Source organism: Marinobacter sp. BSs20148 (genome assembly GCF_000283275.1).
GTDB lineage: Bacteria > Pseudomonadota > Gammaproteobacteria > Pseudomonadales > Oleiphilaceae > Marinobacter > Marinobacter psychrophilus.
Map to the genome: position 1 here is coordinate 1473332 of NC_018268.1, position 17227 is coordinate 1490558.

Genomic DNA, 17227 nt, shown 5'->3' on the forward strand with positions numbered 1-17227 from the left:
GCGCCGGCGCGGATTCACCTTACCGCGTGCAGCACTTCCAGATGGGTGGCCACGCTTTCCGCAAGAGCCTTCAGGTGATACCCACCTTCGAGTGTTGAAACAATCCGGTCATTGGCGTGGTCTTTGGCAACGCTCGCCAGCATTTCGGTTATCCAGCGAAAATCCTCTGTTTCCAGATTGAATTCGCCCATCGGGTCCAGCTTGTGCGCGTCAAAGCCTGCGGAAATCAATACCAGTTGTGGCTTGAAGTTCTGCAGACGTTTCAGCCAGCCAGTTTCCACGGCGTGGCGATAATCCAGTGCTGAGCAATCCGCCGGCAGCGGAATATTAATGATGTTTTCAGCCTGGCGGTGCACATGAGTGTGCGGGTAAAACGGGTGCTGGAAACTTGAACACATAAGAATGCGTTCATCACCGCCGACAATGTCTACGGTGCCGTTGCCTTGGTGAACGTCAAAATCAATAATCGCGACCCGTTCAAGGCGGTGAAAGCTCAGTGCGCGCATGGCCGCCAGGGCCACGTTGTTGTAAAAACAGAAACCCATGGATTTGCTGCGTTCGGCGTGGTGGCCAGGCGGGCGGGCGCACACGAACGCATTGGTGACCTGGCTGCTCATCACCATATCAACCGCCTGAATGTTGGCGCCGGCCGCCAGGCGCGCAGCGCGCAGGGTATCGGGCGTCATTGCGGTGTCTGGGTCGGTGAACACGCGGCCACGGGTTGGCTGCATCATGTCGAGCTGCTTTAGATAGCTTTCGGGGTGAACAGTCAGCAGTTGATCGCGGGTAATTTCATCCGGGCGAACGTAGTCAAGATCCTGGGCGAGTGCGGTGTCTGCCAGGTAACTCTGAATGGCGGCAATGCGCTCAGGGCGTTCTGGGTGCTCTGGGCCCATATTGTGTTTGTTGCCGTCGTCGTGGGAAAAAAAGGCCGTTGTCATAATACGTTGGCTGCCCCTCTGGGTTATTGTATTTTTTTGATGATATCAGGAAAAAATCGGTTGCGGTCTTTCTTTGGTCTTAGCTTAATTGTAGTCAAAATTACGCCAATAGACGTTTTGCACCCATTTATCAGCGCCTAAGATACACTGATCAGGATGACTCTGATCCATAAGGAACCTGCGCTTGAGCACTCGATACCTGGAAAGCCTTTTTAATCCCGAGTCTATTGTGGTTGTGGGTGCTTCTGAGCGTGCTGACAACTTGGGCGGTATGGTTTTACGCAACCTGTTGGGTGGCGATTACCCTGGCAAACTGCTTGTTCTGAACCCGAGCGATTACGAGAACGTGCACGGCGTGGCCTGCGCAAAAAGTGTTGCCGATATGCCGTTTGTGCCGGAATTGGCGATTATTTGTACGCCGCCGAAAACCGTACCGAAAATGATCCGGCGCTTGGGCAAGGCCGGTGCACGTACCGCCATTGTGATGACCGGTGGTATGTCGCGCAGCCACAGCAAAACCGGCCGGCCGTTGATGTATTCGGTCCGCGACGCCGCTCGTGAAAGCGGAATCCGAGTGCTAGGGCCCAACACCATTGGGCTAATGGTGCCGGCACGCAAGTTGAACGCCACCTTCGCCCACATGGGCGCCGTTCCGGGTCGGGTGGCTTTTGTTGGTCAGTCGGGCACCATTGCCAGTGCGGTGCTGGATTGGGCTTTTGCCCGCGGTGTCGGTTTCTCATATTTTTTGACACTGGGCGATGGCATGGACATCGACCATGACGATCTTATCGATTACCTGGCCCAAGATACCCGCACCCGCGCCATTTTACTGCACCTTGAGAGCGTGCCTAACCCGCGCCGTTTTATGTCATCGGTGCGGATAGCGTCGCGCACAAAACCGGTTATTGCCTTGAAGTCTGGTCGGGTGCCGGAATCGGAGTGGTTCGTTCACGAACTGCCGGCTGGCATCAAACACAGCGATCCTATCTACGATGCCATGCTCAAACGCGCCGGTGTGCTGCGGGTAGATGGCCTGGGGCAGATGTTTGATGCTCTGGAAACGCTGACTCGCATGAAGCCTCTGCGCCGTGAATCATTGGTTATGATGGCCAACGGTGTTGGGCCGGGCGTGCTGGCAGTAGACCGTTTGGCGTATCTGGGTGGTGAACTCGCGACCTTATCTGAATCGGCCATTAAGGCTTTGGCAGAGCTGCTGCCACCGTATTGGACGCGCCGTAACCCTATTGATCTGGGTTACAACGTCTCGCCGGAGCTTTACGCAAAAGTACTGAAGATTCTGTCGAAAGAACCAGAGCTTGCGAACGTGTTGGTGATGTACGCGCCAAGCCTGGCCGGCGATAGCCGCGAGATTGCCAACTCGGTGATCCAGGCCATAAAGGGCACACGGCTTAACGTATTTACCTGCTGGCTGGGCCAGAGCACGGTGATGGAATCCCGTGAGGAATTCTATCGCGCCGGCGTGCCGTCGTTCTTCAATCCGGAAAAAGCGGTGATGGCGTTCATGCAGCATGTGCGTCATCAGCGAGTGCAGCGGCTGCTGACAGAAACCCCGGAATCGTTTACCGATCATTTGTCAGACCACAGCAAAACCCGCCGGGTGATTGTGAATGCGTTGCGTGCCGGGCGTCATTATTTGACTAATGAAGAAGCGCGCGGAGTGCTGAGTGATTATAACATTCGCGCCATAGACACTCTATTTTGCGATGATGTAGATGAGGTGCTGGGGGCATTCTCGGTAGAGCGTCGGCCGATGGATATTACCTTGGTGCACGAGCAGGCCTGCCATCCGTTTCAGTCCTACAGTCCCAATCAGAAACGCTACAACTGCACCATGCCCAAACTTAACAGCGAGGCAGCCATTATTGATGGCTGTCAGAGTTTGTTGGAGGACTACGGCGAGCATTTTCCGGAAAGCGGTTTTTTGGGTTTTGCGGTGCAGTTCTCCTATCAGCATGTGGGCGGGATTGAGTTCAGCGTCGGCATCACCCGTGATGCGCTGTTCGGCCCCTTGGTAGTGTGCGGTGCTGCTGGCGCCCAGATCAACGTCATGACCGACCGACAGATTGCATTTCCGCCGTTGAATATGGTGCTGGCGCGCGAGCTTTTACGGCGCACTTATATGTACAAGCTCCTAAAAGAGCACAGTCTGGAACCGGAACATGATATTCGCGCTGTGTCGGAAACCCTGGTGACTCTGTCGCAAATTGTGATCGACATTCCAGAGATTCAAGGGCTGGAAATTTCGCCGCTGTTGTTTAACGACGAAGGCGCGGTGGCCGTTAATGTGGCAATCAACCTGTCTGACGAGCCGGGCAAACGGATCATTCAGCCTTACCCGCGGGAGCTTGAGGAGTGGATAGTGCTGCCAAGATCCGGCCGTCGTGTGATTATTCGGCCGGTGCTTGCAGAAGACGAGCCTGCCCATCGGGCGTTTCACGAACTGCAGTCACCGGAGTCTATTCGCTATCGGTTCTTTCAGTATCGCAAGCATTTTTCCCGCGAAGACGTGGCGCAGATGGTGCAGATCGATTACGACCGCGAGATGGTGTTCATTGCCAATGCGGCCCGCGAAGACGGCGAAGGCGAAGAAACCCTGGGTACCGTGCGCACCTGGACCGACGCAGATAACTTGCGTTGCGAGTTTGCGGTGATGGTACACGACAAAATGAAGGGCGAAGGTTTGGGCAAGACGCTGATGGGGAAAATGATTGACTACTGCCGTGCCCGTGGTACCGCGGAAATGGTGGGGGATGTACTGCCAGACAACCGGCCCATGCTGAACCTGGCCGAGTATCTGGGCTTTCACATCAAGTTCAATCAGAATGAGGAAGTGATGGACCTGAGCCTGGTATTGAACGAACCTGAAAAAGACTGGCAGAAGGAGCGATTAAACAAGGGCGGCCATTGATCTTTCAATCACGCCGCCCGTTTTGGATTACTCGCTGACCGGGGCAGGGCGGTCTTCGCCATCTATTAAAGCCGAGCGGTCTTCGCCGCCTAGAGCTTCGAGCAGCCCTGGAATCAGCTTTGCGAGTTCCAGAGTCATCAAGCTGAAACTGGCGTCGAATTTTGCCAGGGCGTCGTCAGCGTCAACGTTGTCCAGCTGTTCTTGCAGAGTTTCACCGAACTTGAGGCGACGAATGCCCAGCTCTTCGTCGAGCACGAACGACACGTTGTCGTCCCAGGTAATGGCCAGTTTGGTGACTTGCATGCCAGCCTGAAGATGGTTTTGAATTTCATCCGCCTGCAAGTTCAAGCCTTTACAACGTACAACGCCGCCGTCTTCCGCTGGGTCTTTCAGCTCGCATTCATCGCCCAGCTCAACTTGCGCCGGTAAATCAATGGATTCGTCCAGCCAGCCAGTAAAGGTGAAGGCGGGCGCCTGTTCTACGGCGGGCGGCCGCACGGGCAACGACCCGATGCTTTTGCGCAGCGCCGAAGCGATTTCTTCGGCCTGTTTGGCCGACCCCGCATCCACCACCATTACGCCATCTTTCGGTGCCAGATAGGCGAAACTGCGGCGGTTTTTGGAAAACGCTTGGGGCAGCATTTCCAGCATGACCTGCTCTTTTAGCTCGTCTTTTTCCTTGCGGCGTACTTTTCGGCCCTGATCAGTCTCAATGACTTCGGCGCGCTCTTCCACCAGTTCCTTAACCACCGAGCTGGGCAAGATCTTGTCTTCCCGGCGCAGTGTAATCAGGTGATAGCCATTGGCACTGTGCACCAGTGTTTCACCATGTTTGCCCAGTGGTGCTACCCAGCCCTGGCGTGTGGTTTCTTGAGGCCCGCATGGTTTGAACGTGTCTGCCTGGAGCTTTTCTTCCAGTTCATCGGCGGTGATATCGAAGGGCTTGGTAAAACGAAAAACACGGGCATTGCGAAACCACATACTGGAAGCATCCTTGAGTCAAAATCAGATTGTGCAGGGGTAGAAAAAGCAGATGTTGAATTGTAAAAGGTTCAACTGCAATAGATAGCACCGCTATATCTGGATGATTTCAACCAGCACGGTTTTGATGACAAAGCCCAGTACGCCCGCTCCCATGATAGTAAACATCATAAAGGTGCCGAATCTTCCTGCTTTGGATTTTTTGGCCAGATCCCAGACAATAAGGCCCATCCAGACGATAAGCCCGGTCAATAGAACAGCCATGGCAATTTTTGAGAATACCGCTTCGTTCATAAACAGTCCCCTTGAAAGTTTAAAATCAGAAATAATTACATTTGCTCCGGCTTAAAGTGCTCCGAGCAAAGAGTATTTGGGTTATATAGCCGCCAAGCCGCAGAATCAGGCCTTGGTTTGCTCCTCGCGCAGGAAGATCCAGTTGTTGGCATCAGACTGCTCGGGGCTGAAGTAGTAGCCGTCAAGGTCAAACTTTTTCAGATCGTCGGCTTTGTTGATGCCATTTTTTATGGCGTAGCGGCACATCAGTCCGCGGGCCTTTTTGGCATAAAAACTGATGATTTTATATTGGCCATTTTTTTGATCTTTAAAGTTAGGGGTGATCAGCCTTCCTTCAAGGTCTTTCTTGTGTACCGCTTTGAAATATTCATTAGACGCCAGATTCACCAGTACGCCGTCGTCGTCATTTAGCAGACGATTGACCTCTTGAGTGATGGTGTCGCCCCAGAACGCATACAGGTCTTTACCGTACTGGTTTTCAAATTTTGTACCCATTTCCAAGCGGTAGGGCTGCATCAGATCGAGCGGTTTGAGCACCCCGTAAAGCCCGGACAACATGCGCAGGTGTTTTTGAGCGAACTGGAACTCGCTGTCACTGAAGCTTTCCGCATCCAGACCGGTGTAGACATCACCCTTGAACGCAAGAATTGCCTGGCGGGCATTGCTGGGCGTGAACGGCGTGCTCCAATCACTGAAACGCTCGGCGTTCAGCTGTCCCAGCTTGTCGCTAATGCTCATCAAGTTGCTGACCTGGTGCGGCTCCAGTTCTTTGAGCTGGTCAATCAGCTCCCGTGCTGGCTCCAGGAAGTTGGGCTGGGTATGGTGTTCGGTTGCCAGCGGGCTTTTGTAATCCAGAGTTTTCGCAGGGGAAATCACCATCAGCATGTCAGGCAAACCTCATTGTAAAAAGCTAAGAAGCTGGTCTTGGGTAAATGGCCAGCTCAGTTCATTGCCGGTGTCGCTGCGGCGTAAAACCGGTATGCGAGTGCCGTAGCGGGCGACCAACTGCTCTGATTGGGCAATATCCACCACGTTCACGGGTATTGGCTGTGGCGTGGGGGTGTTGACCAATAGCGCCTCTGCAAGTTCACACAAATGGCACTGGGCGGTGGTATAGAACGACAGGTCCATTATTTTGGCTGAGCGTCTAGCTGCTGTCCGTTAACCCCTGCGCTGTCGCATCCCATCAGGTACAGGTAAATGGGCATCAATTCTTCCGGTGCCCGGTTTTGCTGGGGGTTTTCCGCCGGATACGCGTGGGCTCGCATGTTGGTGCGGGTAGCACCCGGGTTCAGGGTGTTAACGCGAATGTTATTTCGCTCGTCATCGAGCTCGTCGGCCAGTAGCTGACTTAACCCTTCCACCGCAAATTTTGATACTGCATAGGCACCCCAGTAGGCCCGCGCGGATCGCCCTACGCTAGACGAGGTAAAGATCATTGATGCATCACCGGACTTACGCAGCAACGGTATCATTGCACGGCTCAGCAGGAACGGCGACATGCTGTTGACCTGCATCACCTTGGCCCATTTTTCCGGGTTGTACAGTTCCACCGGGCTTCGATCGCCCAAAATCGCGGCGTTGTGCAGCAGACCATCGAGTTTGCCGAAATTGTCTTCCAGGGTCATCGCCAGTTCTTCGTAGTCTTTCATGGCGGCGCCATCAAAGTTCATGGGAACTATGGCGGGCTTGGGATAACCGGCGTTCTCAATTTCGTCGTACACAGATTCCAGTTTAGACACGGTGCGGCCGACCAGTATCACCGTTGCGCCGTGGGCGGCGTAAGCGATAGCCGCTGCGCGGCCAATACCACTGCCTGCGCCGGTGACCATAATAACGCGATCTTTTAATAAGTCGGCGGGGGCCTGGTAATTCTGCATGACCTGTCTCCGTTTAGGGCAAAAGTGCACGACAAAACCCGATGGGTTACTTGCCCGCTGGTATCGGTATGTAACGGACGCTATTGTAACAGCTTTGCGAGTTCGCTGACGCTATCAACGGTATAGTGAGAACCCCATAGATCCGCTTCTTCAGGCTTCTCGAGATAACCGTATCGCACGGCGATGGTGGTCATGCCAGCGTTAATACCGGCGTCTATGTCGCGCTTGTGGTCGCCCACGTAAATAGCTGTTTGAGGCTCTACATTCACTTCTTTGCAAGCCAGAAACATGGGTTCCGGGTGAGGCTTGCGCTGGCTCACGTGGTCTGGGCAAATTAAGGTGCCACAGCGTTCCGCCAGACCCAGGGCGGCAACCACGGGCGCAGCGAAACGCACCGGTTTGTTGGTCACTATGCCCCAGGGAATAGCCCGCTGCTCCAAATTGCGCAGCAAGCTGTCCATACCTTCGAACAGGCAGGTGTCTATGGTCATGCCTTGTTCGTAAAGGTCGAGAAATTCGGTGTGTTTCTGTTGGTAGCCGTGATCGTCCGGCTCTAGCCCAAATCCTACACGAACCATCCCACGAGCGCCGTTCGATACCATGCAGCGAATATACGGCACCGGCAACTCGTCAAGGCCGTAGGCAGTGCGCATGCGGTTTAGAACACGGACAAAGTCCGGCGCGGTATCAATCAAGGTGCCGTCCAGATCAAACAGCACTGCTGAGGGAGTCAGTTCAGGCTTCACGGGTATCCTTTGCATGCATCATATAATTGACATCAACATTGCGGCCAAGCTTGTACACCTTGGTCAACAGGTTATAAGTCATTCCGGTCAGCTCACGAATATCCAGGCCGACATTGCGTAGGTGGTCTGACATTTCTGACGGACGAATGAACTTTTTCCATTCGTGGGTGCCTTTGGGCAGCAGGCTCAACACGTATTCAGCCCCGATAATGGCAAATAGAAACGATTTCGGGTTGCGGTTGATGGTAGATACAAACAGATGGCCACCGGGTTTTAGCAGGCTGGCGCAAGCGCGAATGACCGAGCCCGGATCGGGCACGTGCTCAAGCATTTCGAGACAGGTAACAACGTCGTATTGGCCGGCGTGCTGTGGGTCGCGGGCCAGTTCTTCCACGGTAATTTTTTGATAGTCGACTTGAACACCACTTTCCAGCCCGTGCAGGCGCGCCACGCTTAGCGGTGCTTCGCCCATATCGATACCGGTCACGTGGGCGCCACGGCGGGCCATGCCTTCGGATAGCAAGCCGCCGCCGCAGCCAATGTCGATGACTTTTTTACCGGGCAGAGACACGCGTTCGTCGATGTAGTTCAGGCGCAACGGGTTAATGTCATGCAGGGGTTTAAATTCGCTGGTGGGATCCCACCAGCGGCTGGCCAGTGCTTCAAATTTGGCGATTTCGTTACGATCCACATTACGGTTCAAGTTTGAATCTGAAGGGTGATCTGAATTGGGAGTAGTCATGTTTGCCTGCCTGGTGATGCGATTTGGATACGGTTACACAAAGCTCGTCGTGTGGCTATTTTAGCCGGCTTTATAACGACCAATGCGTTCAGCCCAGTCTGCCACGCGCAGCATAAGGTCGGGCACATCAATGCGTGTTAGTTCGCCATTTTGTACCTGCGGCACTCCGTTGATCCAGCTGTGGCTGACAGCGCGACCGTGCAGGCTGTAAACCAGGTGCGAAGCAGGGTTGTATACTGGCTGCAAAAACGGGTCACTAAGATCAACGGCAATGATATCGGCGCACTTGCCGGCCTCCAGTGAGCCCAGATCTTGTTCCCGGCCCAGAGCTTTTGCACCCTGCAAGGTGGCCATGCGCAGTGCCTGGTGAGCTGAAAGCGCGGCAGGGTCACCGGCCAGATGTTTGGCCATCATCGCGGCGCTACGCAGCTCGCTGAACAAGTCTAGGTCGTTATTGCTGGCAGCGCCGTCAGTGCCTATGGCGACATTAACGCCAGCTTTGCCCAGGCGTTGGACAGGACATTGGCCGCTGGCCAGTTTCATATTGGATTCCGGGCAGTGGACAACGTGGGCGCCGCTGTGCAACAGGTGTTCGATGTCGCTGTCATCAACTTGGGTCATGTGTACGCACTGGGTGTCTGGCCCCAGCACGCCCAGCTTCGCCATTCGGCTGACTGGGCGCTGACCTGAGTCCCGTTCGGCGTTCTGCACTTCTAGCGCGGTTTCGTGTAGATGGATCTGTAGTTTTACGCCGGTCTTTTTCTGCAAAGCGACGGCGCCAGCTAGCGTGTCATCGCTAGCGGTATAGGGCGCATGGGGACCTATGGCGGGCATAATGAATTCATCGCCCTGCCAGGCATTGATCAACTGCTCGCCCTTGCGCAGGTATTCTTCCGGACCACTGCCCCAACAGGTGGGAAAGTCTAACAGCGGAAAGCAGATTTGTGCCCTCATGCCGGCATCAGCGGCGCATTGGGCGGCAATCTCAGGGAAAAAATACATATCCGAAAAGGTGGTAGTTCCGGTGCGCAGCATTTCCGCCATGGCCAACTGGGTGCCATCGGCAATAAACTGCTCGCACACAAATTTGCCTTCCAATGGCCAGATGTGGTCGTTCAGCCAAGTCATTAGAGGTAGGTCGTCAGCGACGCCGCGGAAGAGCGACATGGCGGCATGGCCGTGCAAATTGATGAGCCCTGGCATCAGCACATGATGCGGCAGATCCAGAGTTTCGCGGGTGCGGTAATGAGTGTCGGCCTCGGCCTGGGGCAATACGGCAACAATATAACCGCCTTGTACAATCACCGCGTGGTGATGCCAAACCTGATCCGCAGGTTCGATGGGAATCACCCAGCGGGCGTTGATACGGGTATCAGCCGCGATAATAGTCTCTGCCGTCATGAATCAGCCTTTCGGGCGGGGCGCAGTTAACGGCGCACCGGCAATAGGTATCACCGCTGTGGCGGCCGCGGTGTTGAATTCCACCGCAGCCGCCACGGCGCATACGTTCGGTTAGAACCCGATTAGAGCTCGGTTGACGCCTGTGCAGTTTGTGCTTTGGCCGTCAGCGGCGAGCCCATCGCCGGCAGCGCGGCCGTGCGGCGGTCCAGCTCAAGCATGTCCGCCATAATTTGGCCGCCTTCGCGGATAACAAAATCCGTTTCTTCATCATTGGAGTTCAGGTCAGCAGCTTGCAAGTCCTGCCAATCGTCCAGCTCTTCCATGGAGTCGAATGGCGTTTCGCCGATCAGTTCACGGCGGGCGTTGGCAATGGTCAGCCGGGTGCGTTCGATTTGCTTATGCTGTTGCTGGCGTTCGTCCATATTCAGGCTGACCGAGTTCTGCTGGCGTTGCTGTTTCAGAAAGTCGATTTCCTGTTGTAATAAACTAAACTCTGGGCTGGCGTCAAAGCGCTTGTCGTGGCGCAGGCGCAGTTCGTCAATTATGTTGCTAAAGTCAAAATATTGGGTGTGGTCAACCGCGTCAATTTGATCCCAGGGCAGGGCATGGTCCAGCGCATCTTCTCCAATAAGAGTATTGTCAATTCGCGACGGAATTTCGATGTCGGGCATAACGCCTTTATGCTGGGTTGAGCCGCCGGAAACCCGGTAGAATTTGGACTGAGTGATTTTCAGCTGGCCGTGATTCAACGGCCGCACTGCTTGTACAGTGCCTTTGCCGAAGGTTTGAGAACCTACGACTAGGCCGCGGCCATAATCCTGAATGGCGCCGGCAAAAATTTCAGACGCAGATGCGCTCATTCGGTTTACCAGCACCACCATTGGCCCTTTGAAGGCAACATCCGGGTCTTCATCGTTTAAAATCTGCACGTCGTTATTAGCGTTGCGAATTTGCACGGTTGGGCCGCTGTCTATAAACAGTCCCACCAGATCGTTGGCTTCGTGCAGGGCTCCACCGCCGTTGTTGCGTAGATCGATGACCAATCCTTCAACACCTTCAGCCTGAAGCTCCTCCAGCAGTCTGCGCACATCGCGGGTGGTGCTTTTGTAGTTGCGATCGCCGGCCTGCATGGCTTGGAAGTCGGCGTAAAAGGTAGGAATGGTGATGGCGCCGACCTTATAGCTTTGACCGTTGCGATCGAGCTCTATCACTTTTTTGCTGGCGCTCTGTTCTTCTAGCTTGACCTGATCGCGCTTGATAGCGATGGCTTTGGTAATGGTTTCATCGGCCGCGCCAGACGGAATGACTTCCAGTGTGACCACGGAATCACGCGGTCCGCGGATTAGATCGACCACTTCATCCAGACGCCAACCGATCACGTTGACTGGCGTTTCGCCTTCTTGGGTGACCGATACAATCCGGTCTGCGGGTTGCAACTGACCTTGCTGAAATGCTGGGCCACCGGGAACCAATCGCACCACTTTGGTGTATTCGTTGTCTCCTTGCAGTACAGCGCCTATACCTTCCAGCGAAAGGCTCATATTAATATTGAAGTTCTCGGAGGTGCGCGGTGAAAAATACGACGTGTGTGGGTCCCACATGCCGGCAAAGGCGTTCATGTAGGCCTGAAACGCATCTTCGCTGCGGGCTTGGTAAGCGCGCTTGAGCTGGGCTTCGTAACGCTGCCGCAAAGTGTCTGTTAGGGTGTCGTCGTCGCTACCGTTCAGGCGTTGAGCCAGCACGGCATTTTTGATGCGTTTGGTCCAAAGTTCGTCTAGCCGGACACTGTTAGCGACCCAGTCGCTGTCAGAACGGTCTAGCAATATGCTGTCGTTGCCGCCAAAGTCTAAGTTGCCAACGCCTTGGTCCAGCAAGTTCAGAGCAAAATGCAGACGCTCGATGATTCGTTTTTGCACCAGATTGTAAATGTCGAATCCCGGCTGCAACTTACCGGTGCGCAGGGCCGAACCCAAGTGATCTCGAATATCGACGAAACCGTCCAGATCGTCTTGGGTCAAATAGACCTTCTGGCCGTCCAGATATTTCAGATACGTGTCGAAGATGTCGCCAGACAAAGCATCGCTAACCCGCAAGTCGCGAAAATGAGTGAACTGAAGTTGCCTTGCAATCAGTATGTTGGCTCGCGCTTGATCGATGGTGGGCGCAACCGGCTGATAGCTTTGGAGCGACTCGCTGCTGGCGACGGCCCCGAAAGACACGGAAAGCGAAATCGCGAGCGCCAACGCTTTTACGTGCTTGCTGCGGGCTACGCGCTGTGAGCAAAGTCTTTCCAAAATGGACATAGAACCTACCTAACCGAGTTAAATGCTGGTGGTCGCGGTTAAAGTGTTCAACCAGCGACCTGTTTAATGATTGTAGGCAAGCGTTACACGCCTGGCTATAGATGTACCGTTGCGCCAAGTGACAATCTATTCATTACTATTACGGCGAAAAGGTGTATGCGGATGATAGTGTCTGCTTGCGCAGAAACCTTAAACCAAGCTTTCAAGCGCAGTCACCATGCGTTGTTCCAGCTCTTTGGAGGCGGCGGCGGAGGCCGGAGCCAGGCACCATAATGCTACCAGCTTTTCGGCATCTGTGAATGGGCTGGCCGATTGTTCGGCGGCGCCAATACTCTGTGCCAGTCGCTGCACCTGAATCTCCAAGCGCTTACGCTGGTCTGCTGCGGGTGACGGCTGGTCGGCGAGTATTTCGGTACGGATAGTCAGTTCCTGAAAATCGATGGGCTGATCGAGCTGATTAAACTTTGTCCATTCAAAGGGAACGTCGGTTCTATCGATAGGAGCCTGGCCGCGAGCCTGAATGCATCCGGTCCATTGTTGCAGGCGAGCAACCAGTTCTTGCCGCTGTTTGGCAGTGTGCAAGCGCTGGCGCACATCGCTGTAGCGGTCGCGAGTGCTGGTAGACAGCGTTTGTGGATTGTAGGTGGCCAGTTCGGTCCAGATGGCGTTGAGTTCATCGCTGTTTGTGCTTGCACTCAGGGCCTGGTCGGCGCGTTCCAAAATGTTGGTTACTTGCTCATCGGCTGCCACAACGGCTTGCTTTTGGAGGCTATTTTCTTGTTCACGACGGGCAAAAATGGCGTCGCAAGCTTGGCGGAATGCCTGCCAGAGTTTGCGGTCTTCGCGATGACGGGTAATCCCGATAGCCTGCCAATGGCCTTGTAGCTCCTTGGCTTGCACCATGGCGTCGGTCAGCGGTTCGGCGCTGATCAGCTCTTCGGCGCTGGTAACGATGGCCTGCTTTAGAGCTTCATTGCGCTGCCGTTCATCGTTCAGTTTAGCATCCAGCTGTTTCAGTAACTCGTCGAACTTTTTTTGTAACGGACGATTGTCGCGGAATTCTACCGGCCATGCGGCCTTCCATTCCTGGCGTGCGGTTTGATGGATACGCTCGGCCACTTTCCAGTCAATATTAGACCAGTCGGCCTGAGCCACAAATTCCTGCAGTTGTTGGCAGATCAGTTGGCGTGTGGCCAGGTTGGCATGCTTTAGATCGGATTTTGCGGCGAAGTAAGCTTTGCATGGTTCGTAGGCGGCATCGGACGCCTGCCTGAAGCGGGCCCACAGCAACCGGTCAGAAGAGCCGCCCAAGTTTTTCCATTCTTCTTGCAGCTCTTTGATGTGAGCCGCCTTGGCTTCTGGATCAATAGGCTGCTCTGCCAGGTGTTCCATTTGTTCGCACAGTGCGATCTGCTTGGGTGTGGTGGCAAAGCCCTGCCAGTCGCTGAGTTCGTTACACTGGCCTTGTAGCAATTGCATGCGCGCAAAAAATGGTTTCTGGTGTCGGGAATCGAGTTTTTTGGTAATTTGCTGGACATTTTTTAGTAGCTGCTTGGCGGGCTTCAGCTGTTTGTTCTCGAGTGCGCTATCAAGCTCCGTAAGGAGCCTGTCCAGATCTGCTGAAAGGCTGTTCTGGCGTGCCAAGTCTGGCTGTTCGACCGGTTCTGCTTTCTTGCGCTGTTTAGCCAGCGTCTGTAACACAATAACGGGCTCGGGCTGCGGAAACGTTGTTGGCCAGTCCAGTATGACGAGCAGGGCTTTGGCCTGTTCTGCTGTCTCAACGCCAAGCTCTGCGTCATCTTCGGTTCCGTCACCTGGAACTGCGTTGGTCGCCAGCTTGGCGATTTGTTCTTGCACCTGCGTAAGTCGCTCGTGTGCTTCTACATAGGCGCGCAGAGCGGCGCTGGCGGTGTTGTAGCGGCTTTGTTCGGGTGCGCTAACGTCGGTATTTTCACTGGCTTCAAGCCAGCGGTTGAGCTGGGTTTTCAGCAGTGCGTCCAGAGCTGTCAGCGTGGGCGGCTCGCGGGTGTCGTCGGTTTTTAATTGGATCAGCGTTTCGTCCAGTAGCGTCAAGGTTTGCTTGCGCTGGTCGAGTTTTTCATCCTGTTGCTGTTTTTGTAGCTGCTGTTGCTGCACCTGGCGAATGCGTTCACGGCACTGATGGGTAGCGCTCAGAAATTCTGTGATCTGCTCGTTACTCGCGTCAGTCTCTACGCTTTTCCACTGTTTGATCAGCGTGTCCAGACGTGGCTCGTACAGGGTGTTGTCTTCACTGCGGGCTTGGTCCTGCGCTTGTTGAATCAGCTGCTGTCGCTTTTCCTCCAGTTCATTCTGTGCGGCTTGGACGTCGCGCAGCTGTTGAAGCGTTTGGCGGACTATCTGGAAAACCCCTTTGTCCCGGCCTTTCGCCTGGCGGATAACGTCGTGTAGCAAGTCTTCGTCGCGCAGGTCGCTGGCGGCACGACTGCGAACTTCAGCGGTTAACCCGCCAATGGCCAACTCCGCCAGTTTTGTTTGCGCTGGCATACCTTGTACGGCTTCGAGCTGCTTCGCAATCCGGGCGTCGCGATCCTCTTTTGCAGATTTGGCAGCCTCCGCCTGCTGAAGCTGTTTGTTGACCGCCGCTGCGGGTGTTTTCAGCTTTGTTGTACGGGATTTGAACAATCTGCGAAGAAGTGCGGCCATGGGTGTTTTCCTTAAAGTATCTTTCTGGTTGATACCAGTCTGCGGTGTCGGGCAAAGTGTGCCGCTACCGTTCTTCAGCACCCGTTGAGGTTGGCGCTGGACGCTTGGATTTCTAAGTACGAAGCTACCGGGCGTATAGAACGCGAGCGCTAGTCTAGCGTTTTGTGAAGCGATGCGGAAATAGATGTCATGGCAAAATCTGAAAATGATCAGGATGACGATTATAAAGCCCGCTCTGTGGCGCTGCGCCTACTGGCCCGGCGTGAACACAGTCGGCTTGAACTTACTCGTAAGTTGTTGCAGCGCCAGTTGTCAAAAGCGGTTATTGAGACGGTGCTGGATGACTACCAAGAGCAGGATTGGCTGAGCGATGAACGCTTTGCCGAAGCCTATGCGCGGCAGCGTATTGAGGCGGGTTACGGGATGCTGCGCATAACGGGTGAATTGAGCCAACGTGGCGTATCTGAAAATGCTGACACTCTGCAGGCAATGAGCTCGCAAGATTGGTGCGACCAGGCCGTACGACTGCGCCGTAAGCGCTTCGGGTTATTAGATTTGCGCGGGCAGTTGGAAGAACGTTTGCGCCAGATGCGTTTCCTCCAACGCCGTGGATTTACCCATGAACAAATTAATGCTGCGCTGGATGCGGTAGAGCCGGCATAAATGCAAAAGGCACTGGGCACAGAAAGATCACAGCGTAGGTGGTACGTCAGTCAATTGCTCTGGTAAAGCGGCTTGAATTTCTGGCGCGGCCATCAGTGCCTCGCCATTGTTGCCAGGCGGTGTTGAGGAGTCATCGGCTAAAAGGGTATCTGGTGTTGCAGCGGGTTCGGTCATGCGCACCAGCACATCGTAGTAGCGGCGGATGTTCTGTACATAGATCACTGGCTCGTGGCCGCGGGCATAACCAAACTTTGTTTGGCTGTACCATTCTTTTTGCGTCAGCAGTGGCAGAAATTCTTTTACATCCAGCCAGCGGTCCGGATTCCTTCCTGCCTGTTCGGTCAGTATGCGTGCGTCCTCCAAGTGGCCAAACCCAACGTTATAAGAAGCCAGAGCAAACCAAGTGCGGTCGGGCTCCTCAATACGGTCGGGAATCTGGTCATGCACAATATTTAAATACTTGGCTCCGCCGCGAATGCTCTGCTCAGCGCTGAGGCGATCTTTGACGCCCACGTATTTTGCCGTTGAGCGAGTAAGCATCATCAGTCCGCGAACGCCAGTGGGCGAGGTTGCCCTAGGTCGCCAGTGGGATTCTTGATAACCAATAGCCGCTAGAAGCCTCCAGTCCATGGCAAATTGGTCGGCGTAAGTGCGAAACAAGCTTTCATATTTCGGCAGGCGTTTCTCGGTGTGGCGCACAAATGTTAACGCGCCAACGTAGTTCAGCCGGTCCAGATGACCGTAAAAACGCTCGGTGATCTGCTCCATGGTGCCGTCTTCGGCAAGCATCCCAAAGAATTGCCCTGCAGCATCAATCAATGACCGATCCTGCTTTGCAGGAAACAACCAGGCCAGTTCACGAGGCGGACCCAGCGGTATCGCTTCTTTTACATCGGGGAAAAACACGTGGTTCAGCGCCAGTTCGTTGGATGATACCACCGCGTAAGGCAACTCACCGGTCTCGACCCGTGCCAGTAAACCGGCGGCATCCAGGCCCGGGTGAACCTGCCAGGACAACTGAGGGACATCAATTCGCGCCTCTTCTAGTTGTGGTTCGTGATTGCTGTCGACCACTATGTGCAATGGTTTTTCTGCTAAATCGGCAAGAGCTTGGGGCTTGGGAGAGTCGCGGTGATACACCACCACTGACTCTACTTCTATACCAGTCGCCAGTGCCCGCATCTGACCTTGGAACTGTTTTTGCCCTGATAGCCCCGCTAACCCTATGTGGGCGAAGTCTTGGGCTAGCACAGATAAAATTTCGGTGTTGTCTTCGGCAACGCGAATCCTAAGCTCTACGCCTAGGTGTTCTGCGAATAGCTGCACCAGTTCGTAGTCATAGCCGGTGGGACCGTCGCGACCTTTGTAGTAAATTGAGGGGGCAACCCGGGTAATGACATGCAGTACACCTTCGGCTTTGATCTGTTGCAGGGTTGTTGGCCGTGAGCAGGCGCTCAAAACCAAGGTAAACGTCAGCATTGCTACCATGGCTGAGCCCCTGCGGACTCGCTCAGGCAACGATAACCCCCGCCGGGAAGTTAGCTGCAACTGGGTGTTTGCCGGCAAATTCGTTATCTCCGTAGGGTTTCAAGCGGATGAGCGGCCAATTTATGATTGTCTGTCTTGGTGCCGATAGGTTTTTGCAATCATCTACGTTGTGCG

The 17227-nt window shown here is 54.5% G+C and carries 14 protein-coding genes; 2 read left to right on the forward strand and 12 right to left on the reverse strand.

From position 1 onward, the window contains the following. Positions 1 to 14 precede the first annotated feature (14 nt). A complete protein-coding gene (locus MRBBS_RS06630) occupies positions 15 to 941 on the reverse strand; it encodes a histone deacetylase family protein (RefSeq protein ID WP_014870677.1) in 927 nt (308 codons plus the stop codon). A gap of 184 nt (positions 942 to 1125) precedes the next feature. Here MRBBS_RS06630 and MRBBS_RS06635 point away from each other — a divergent pair, with 184 nt between their 5' ends. Beyond that, entirely contained in the window at positions 1126 to 3870 is a 2745-nt protein-coding gene (locus MRBBS_RS06635) for a GNAT family N-acetyltransferase (protein WP_014870679.1), read from the forward strand. A 27-nt stretch (positions 3871 to 3897) separates the two neighbouring features. Here the strand turns inward: MRBBS_RS06635 and rdgC are convergent, their stop codons facing one another. From rdgC to MRBBS_RS06685, 10 genes are all read right to left on the reverse strand, one after another. Then, complete coding sequence (rdgC, locus tag MRBBS_RS06640; RefSeq protein WP_014870680.1) at positions 3898 to 4851, reverse strand: recombination-associated protein RdgC; 954 nt, start codon at positions 4849 to 4851, stop codon at positions 3898 to 3900. Between the two features lie 93 nt (positions 4852 to 4944). Beyond that, the gene (locus MRBBS_RS06645) at positions 4945 to 5145 is read right to left on the reverse strand and encodes a DUF2788 domain-containing protein (RefSeq protein ID WP_014870681.1); all 201 of its coding nucleotides are present in this window, start codon (positions 5143 to 5145) and stop codon (positions 4945 to 4947) included. A gap of 105 nt (positions 5146 to 5250) precedes the next feature. After that, positions 5251 to 6030: a peroxide stress protein YaaA gene (yaaA, locus tag MRBBS_RS06650; protein WP_014870682.1), complete on the reverse strand. Its 780-nt coding sequence runs from the start codon at positions 6028 to 6030 to the stop codon at positions 5251 to 5253. A gap of 12 nt (positions 6031 to 6042) precedes the next feature. Beyond that, positions 6043 to 6276, reverse strand: a complete 234-nt coding sequence (locus tag MRBBS_RS06655) for a glutaredoxin family protein (protein WP_014870683.1) — start codon at positions 6274 to 6276, stop codon at positions 6043 to 6045. After that, positions 6276 to 7025: a YciK family oxidoreductase gene (locus MRBBS_RS06660; protein ID WP_014870684.1), complete on the reverse strand. Its 750-nt coding sequence runs from the start codon at positions 7023 to 7025 to the stop codon at positions 6276 to 6278. Before MRBBS_RS06660 ends, MRBBS_RS06655 begins: the two co-directional genes overlap by 1 nt. An 80-nt stretch (positions 7026 to 7105) precedes the next feature. Next, positions 7106 to 7771 carry an HAD-IA family hydrolase gene (locus MRBBS_RS06665; protein ID WP_014870685.1) on the reverse strand — a complete coding sequence of 222 codons (666 nt, stop codon included), beginning with the start codon at positions 7769 to 7771 and terminating at the stop codon, positions 7106 to 7108. Further along, positions 7761 to 8513, reverse strand: coding sequence for a bifunctional 2-polyprenyl-6-hydroxyphenol methylase/3-demethylubiquinol 3-O-methyltransferase UbiG (gene ubiG, locus MRBBS_RS06670; protein WP_014870686.1), 753 nt, complete (start codon positions 8511 to 8513; stop codon positions 7761 to 7763). The genes MRBBS_RS06665 and ubiG overlap by 11 nt, the downstream gene beginning before the upstream one ends. Positions 8514 to 8573: 60 nt before the next feature. Then, on the reverse strand, positions 8574 to 9914 hold the full coding sequence (locus MRBBS_RS06675) for a TRZ/ATZ family hydrolase (RefSeq protein ID WP_014870687.1): 1341 nt from the start codon (positions 9912 to 9914) through the stop codon (positions 8574 to 8576). Between the two features lie 122 nt (positions 9915 to 10036). Then, positions 10037 to 12217 (reverse strand): carboxy terminal-processing peptidase, encoded by a 2181-nt coding sequence (locus MRBBS_RS06680; RefSeq protein WP_014870689.1) that lies wholly within the window; start codon positions 12215 to 12217, stop codon positions 10037 to 10039. A 189-nt stretch (positions 12218 to 12406) separates the two neighbouring features. Beyond that, positions 12407 to 14902, reverse strand: a complete 2496-nt coding sequence (locus MRBBS_RS06685; protein ID WP_014870690.1) for a DUF349 domain-containing protein — start codon at positions 14900 to 14902, stop codon at positions 12407 to 12409. A gap of 189 nt (positions 14903 to 15091) precedes the next feature. Here MRBBS_RS06685 and MRBBS_RS06690 point away from each other — a divergent pair, with 189 nt between their 5' ends. Further along, positions 15092 to 15565: a regulatory protein RecX gene (locus MRBBS_RS06690; protein WP_014870691.1), complete on the forward strand. Its 474-nt coding sequence runs from the start codon at positions 15092 to 15094 to the stop codon at positions 15563 to 15565. A 27-nt stretch (positions 15566 to 15592) separates the two neighbouring features. Here MRBBS_RS06690 and mltF read toward each other — a convergent pair whose 3' ends face one another. Beyond that, positions 15593 to 17053: a membrane-bound lytic murein transglycosylase MltF gene (gene mltF / locus MRBBS_RS06695; RefSeq protein WP_050996598.1), complete on the reverse strand. Its 1461-nt coding sequence runs from the start codon at positions 17051 to 17053 to the stop codon at positions 15593 to 15595. Between the last annotated feature and the right edge of the window lie 174 nt (positions 17054 to 17227).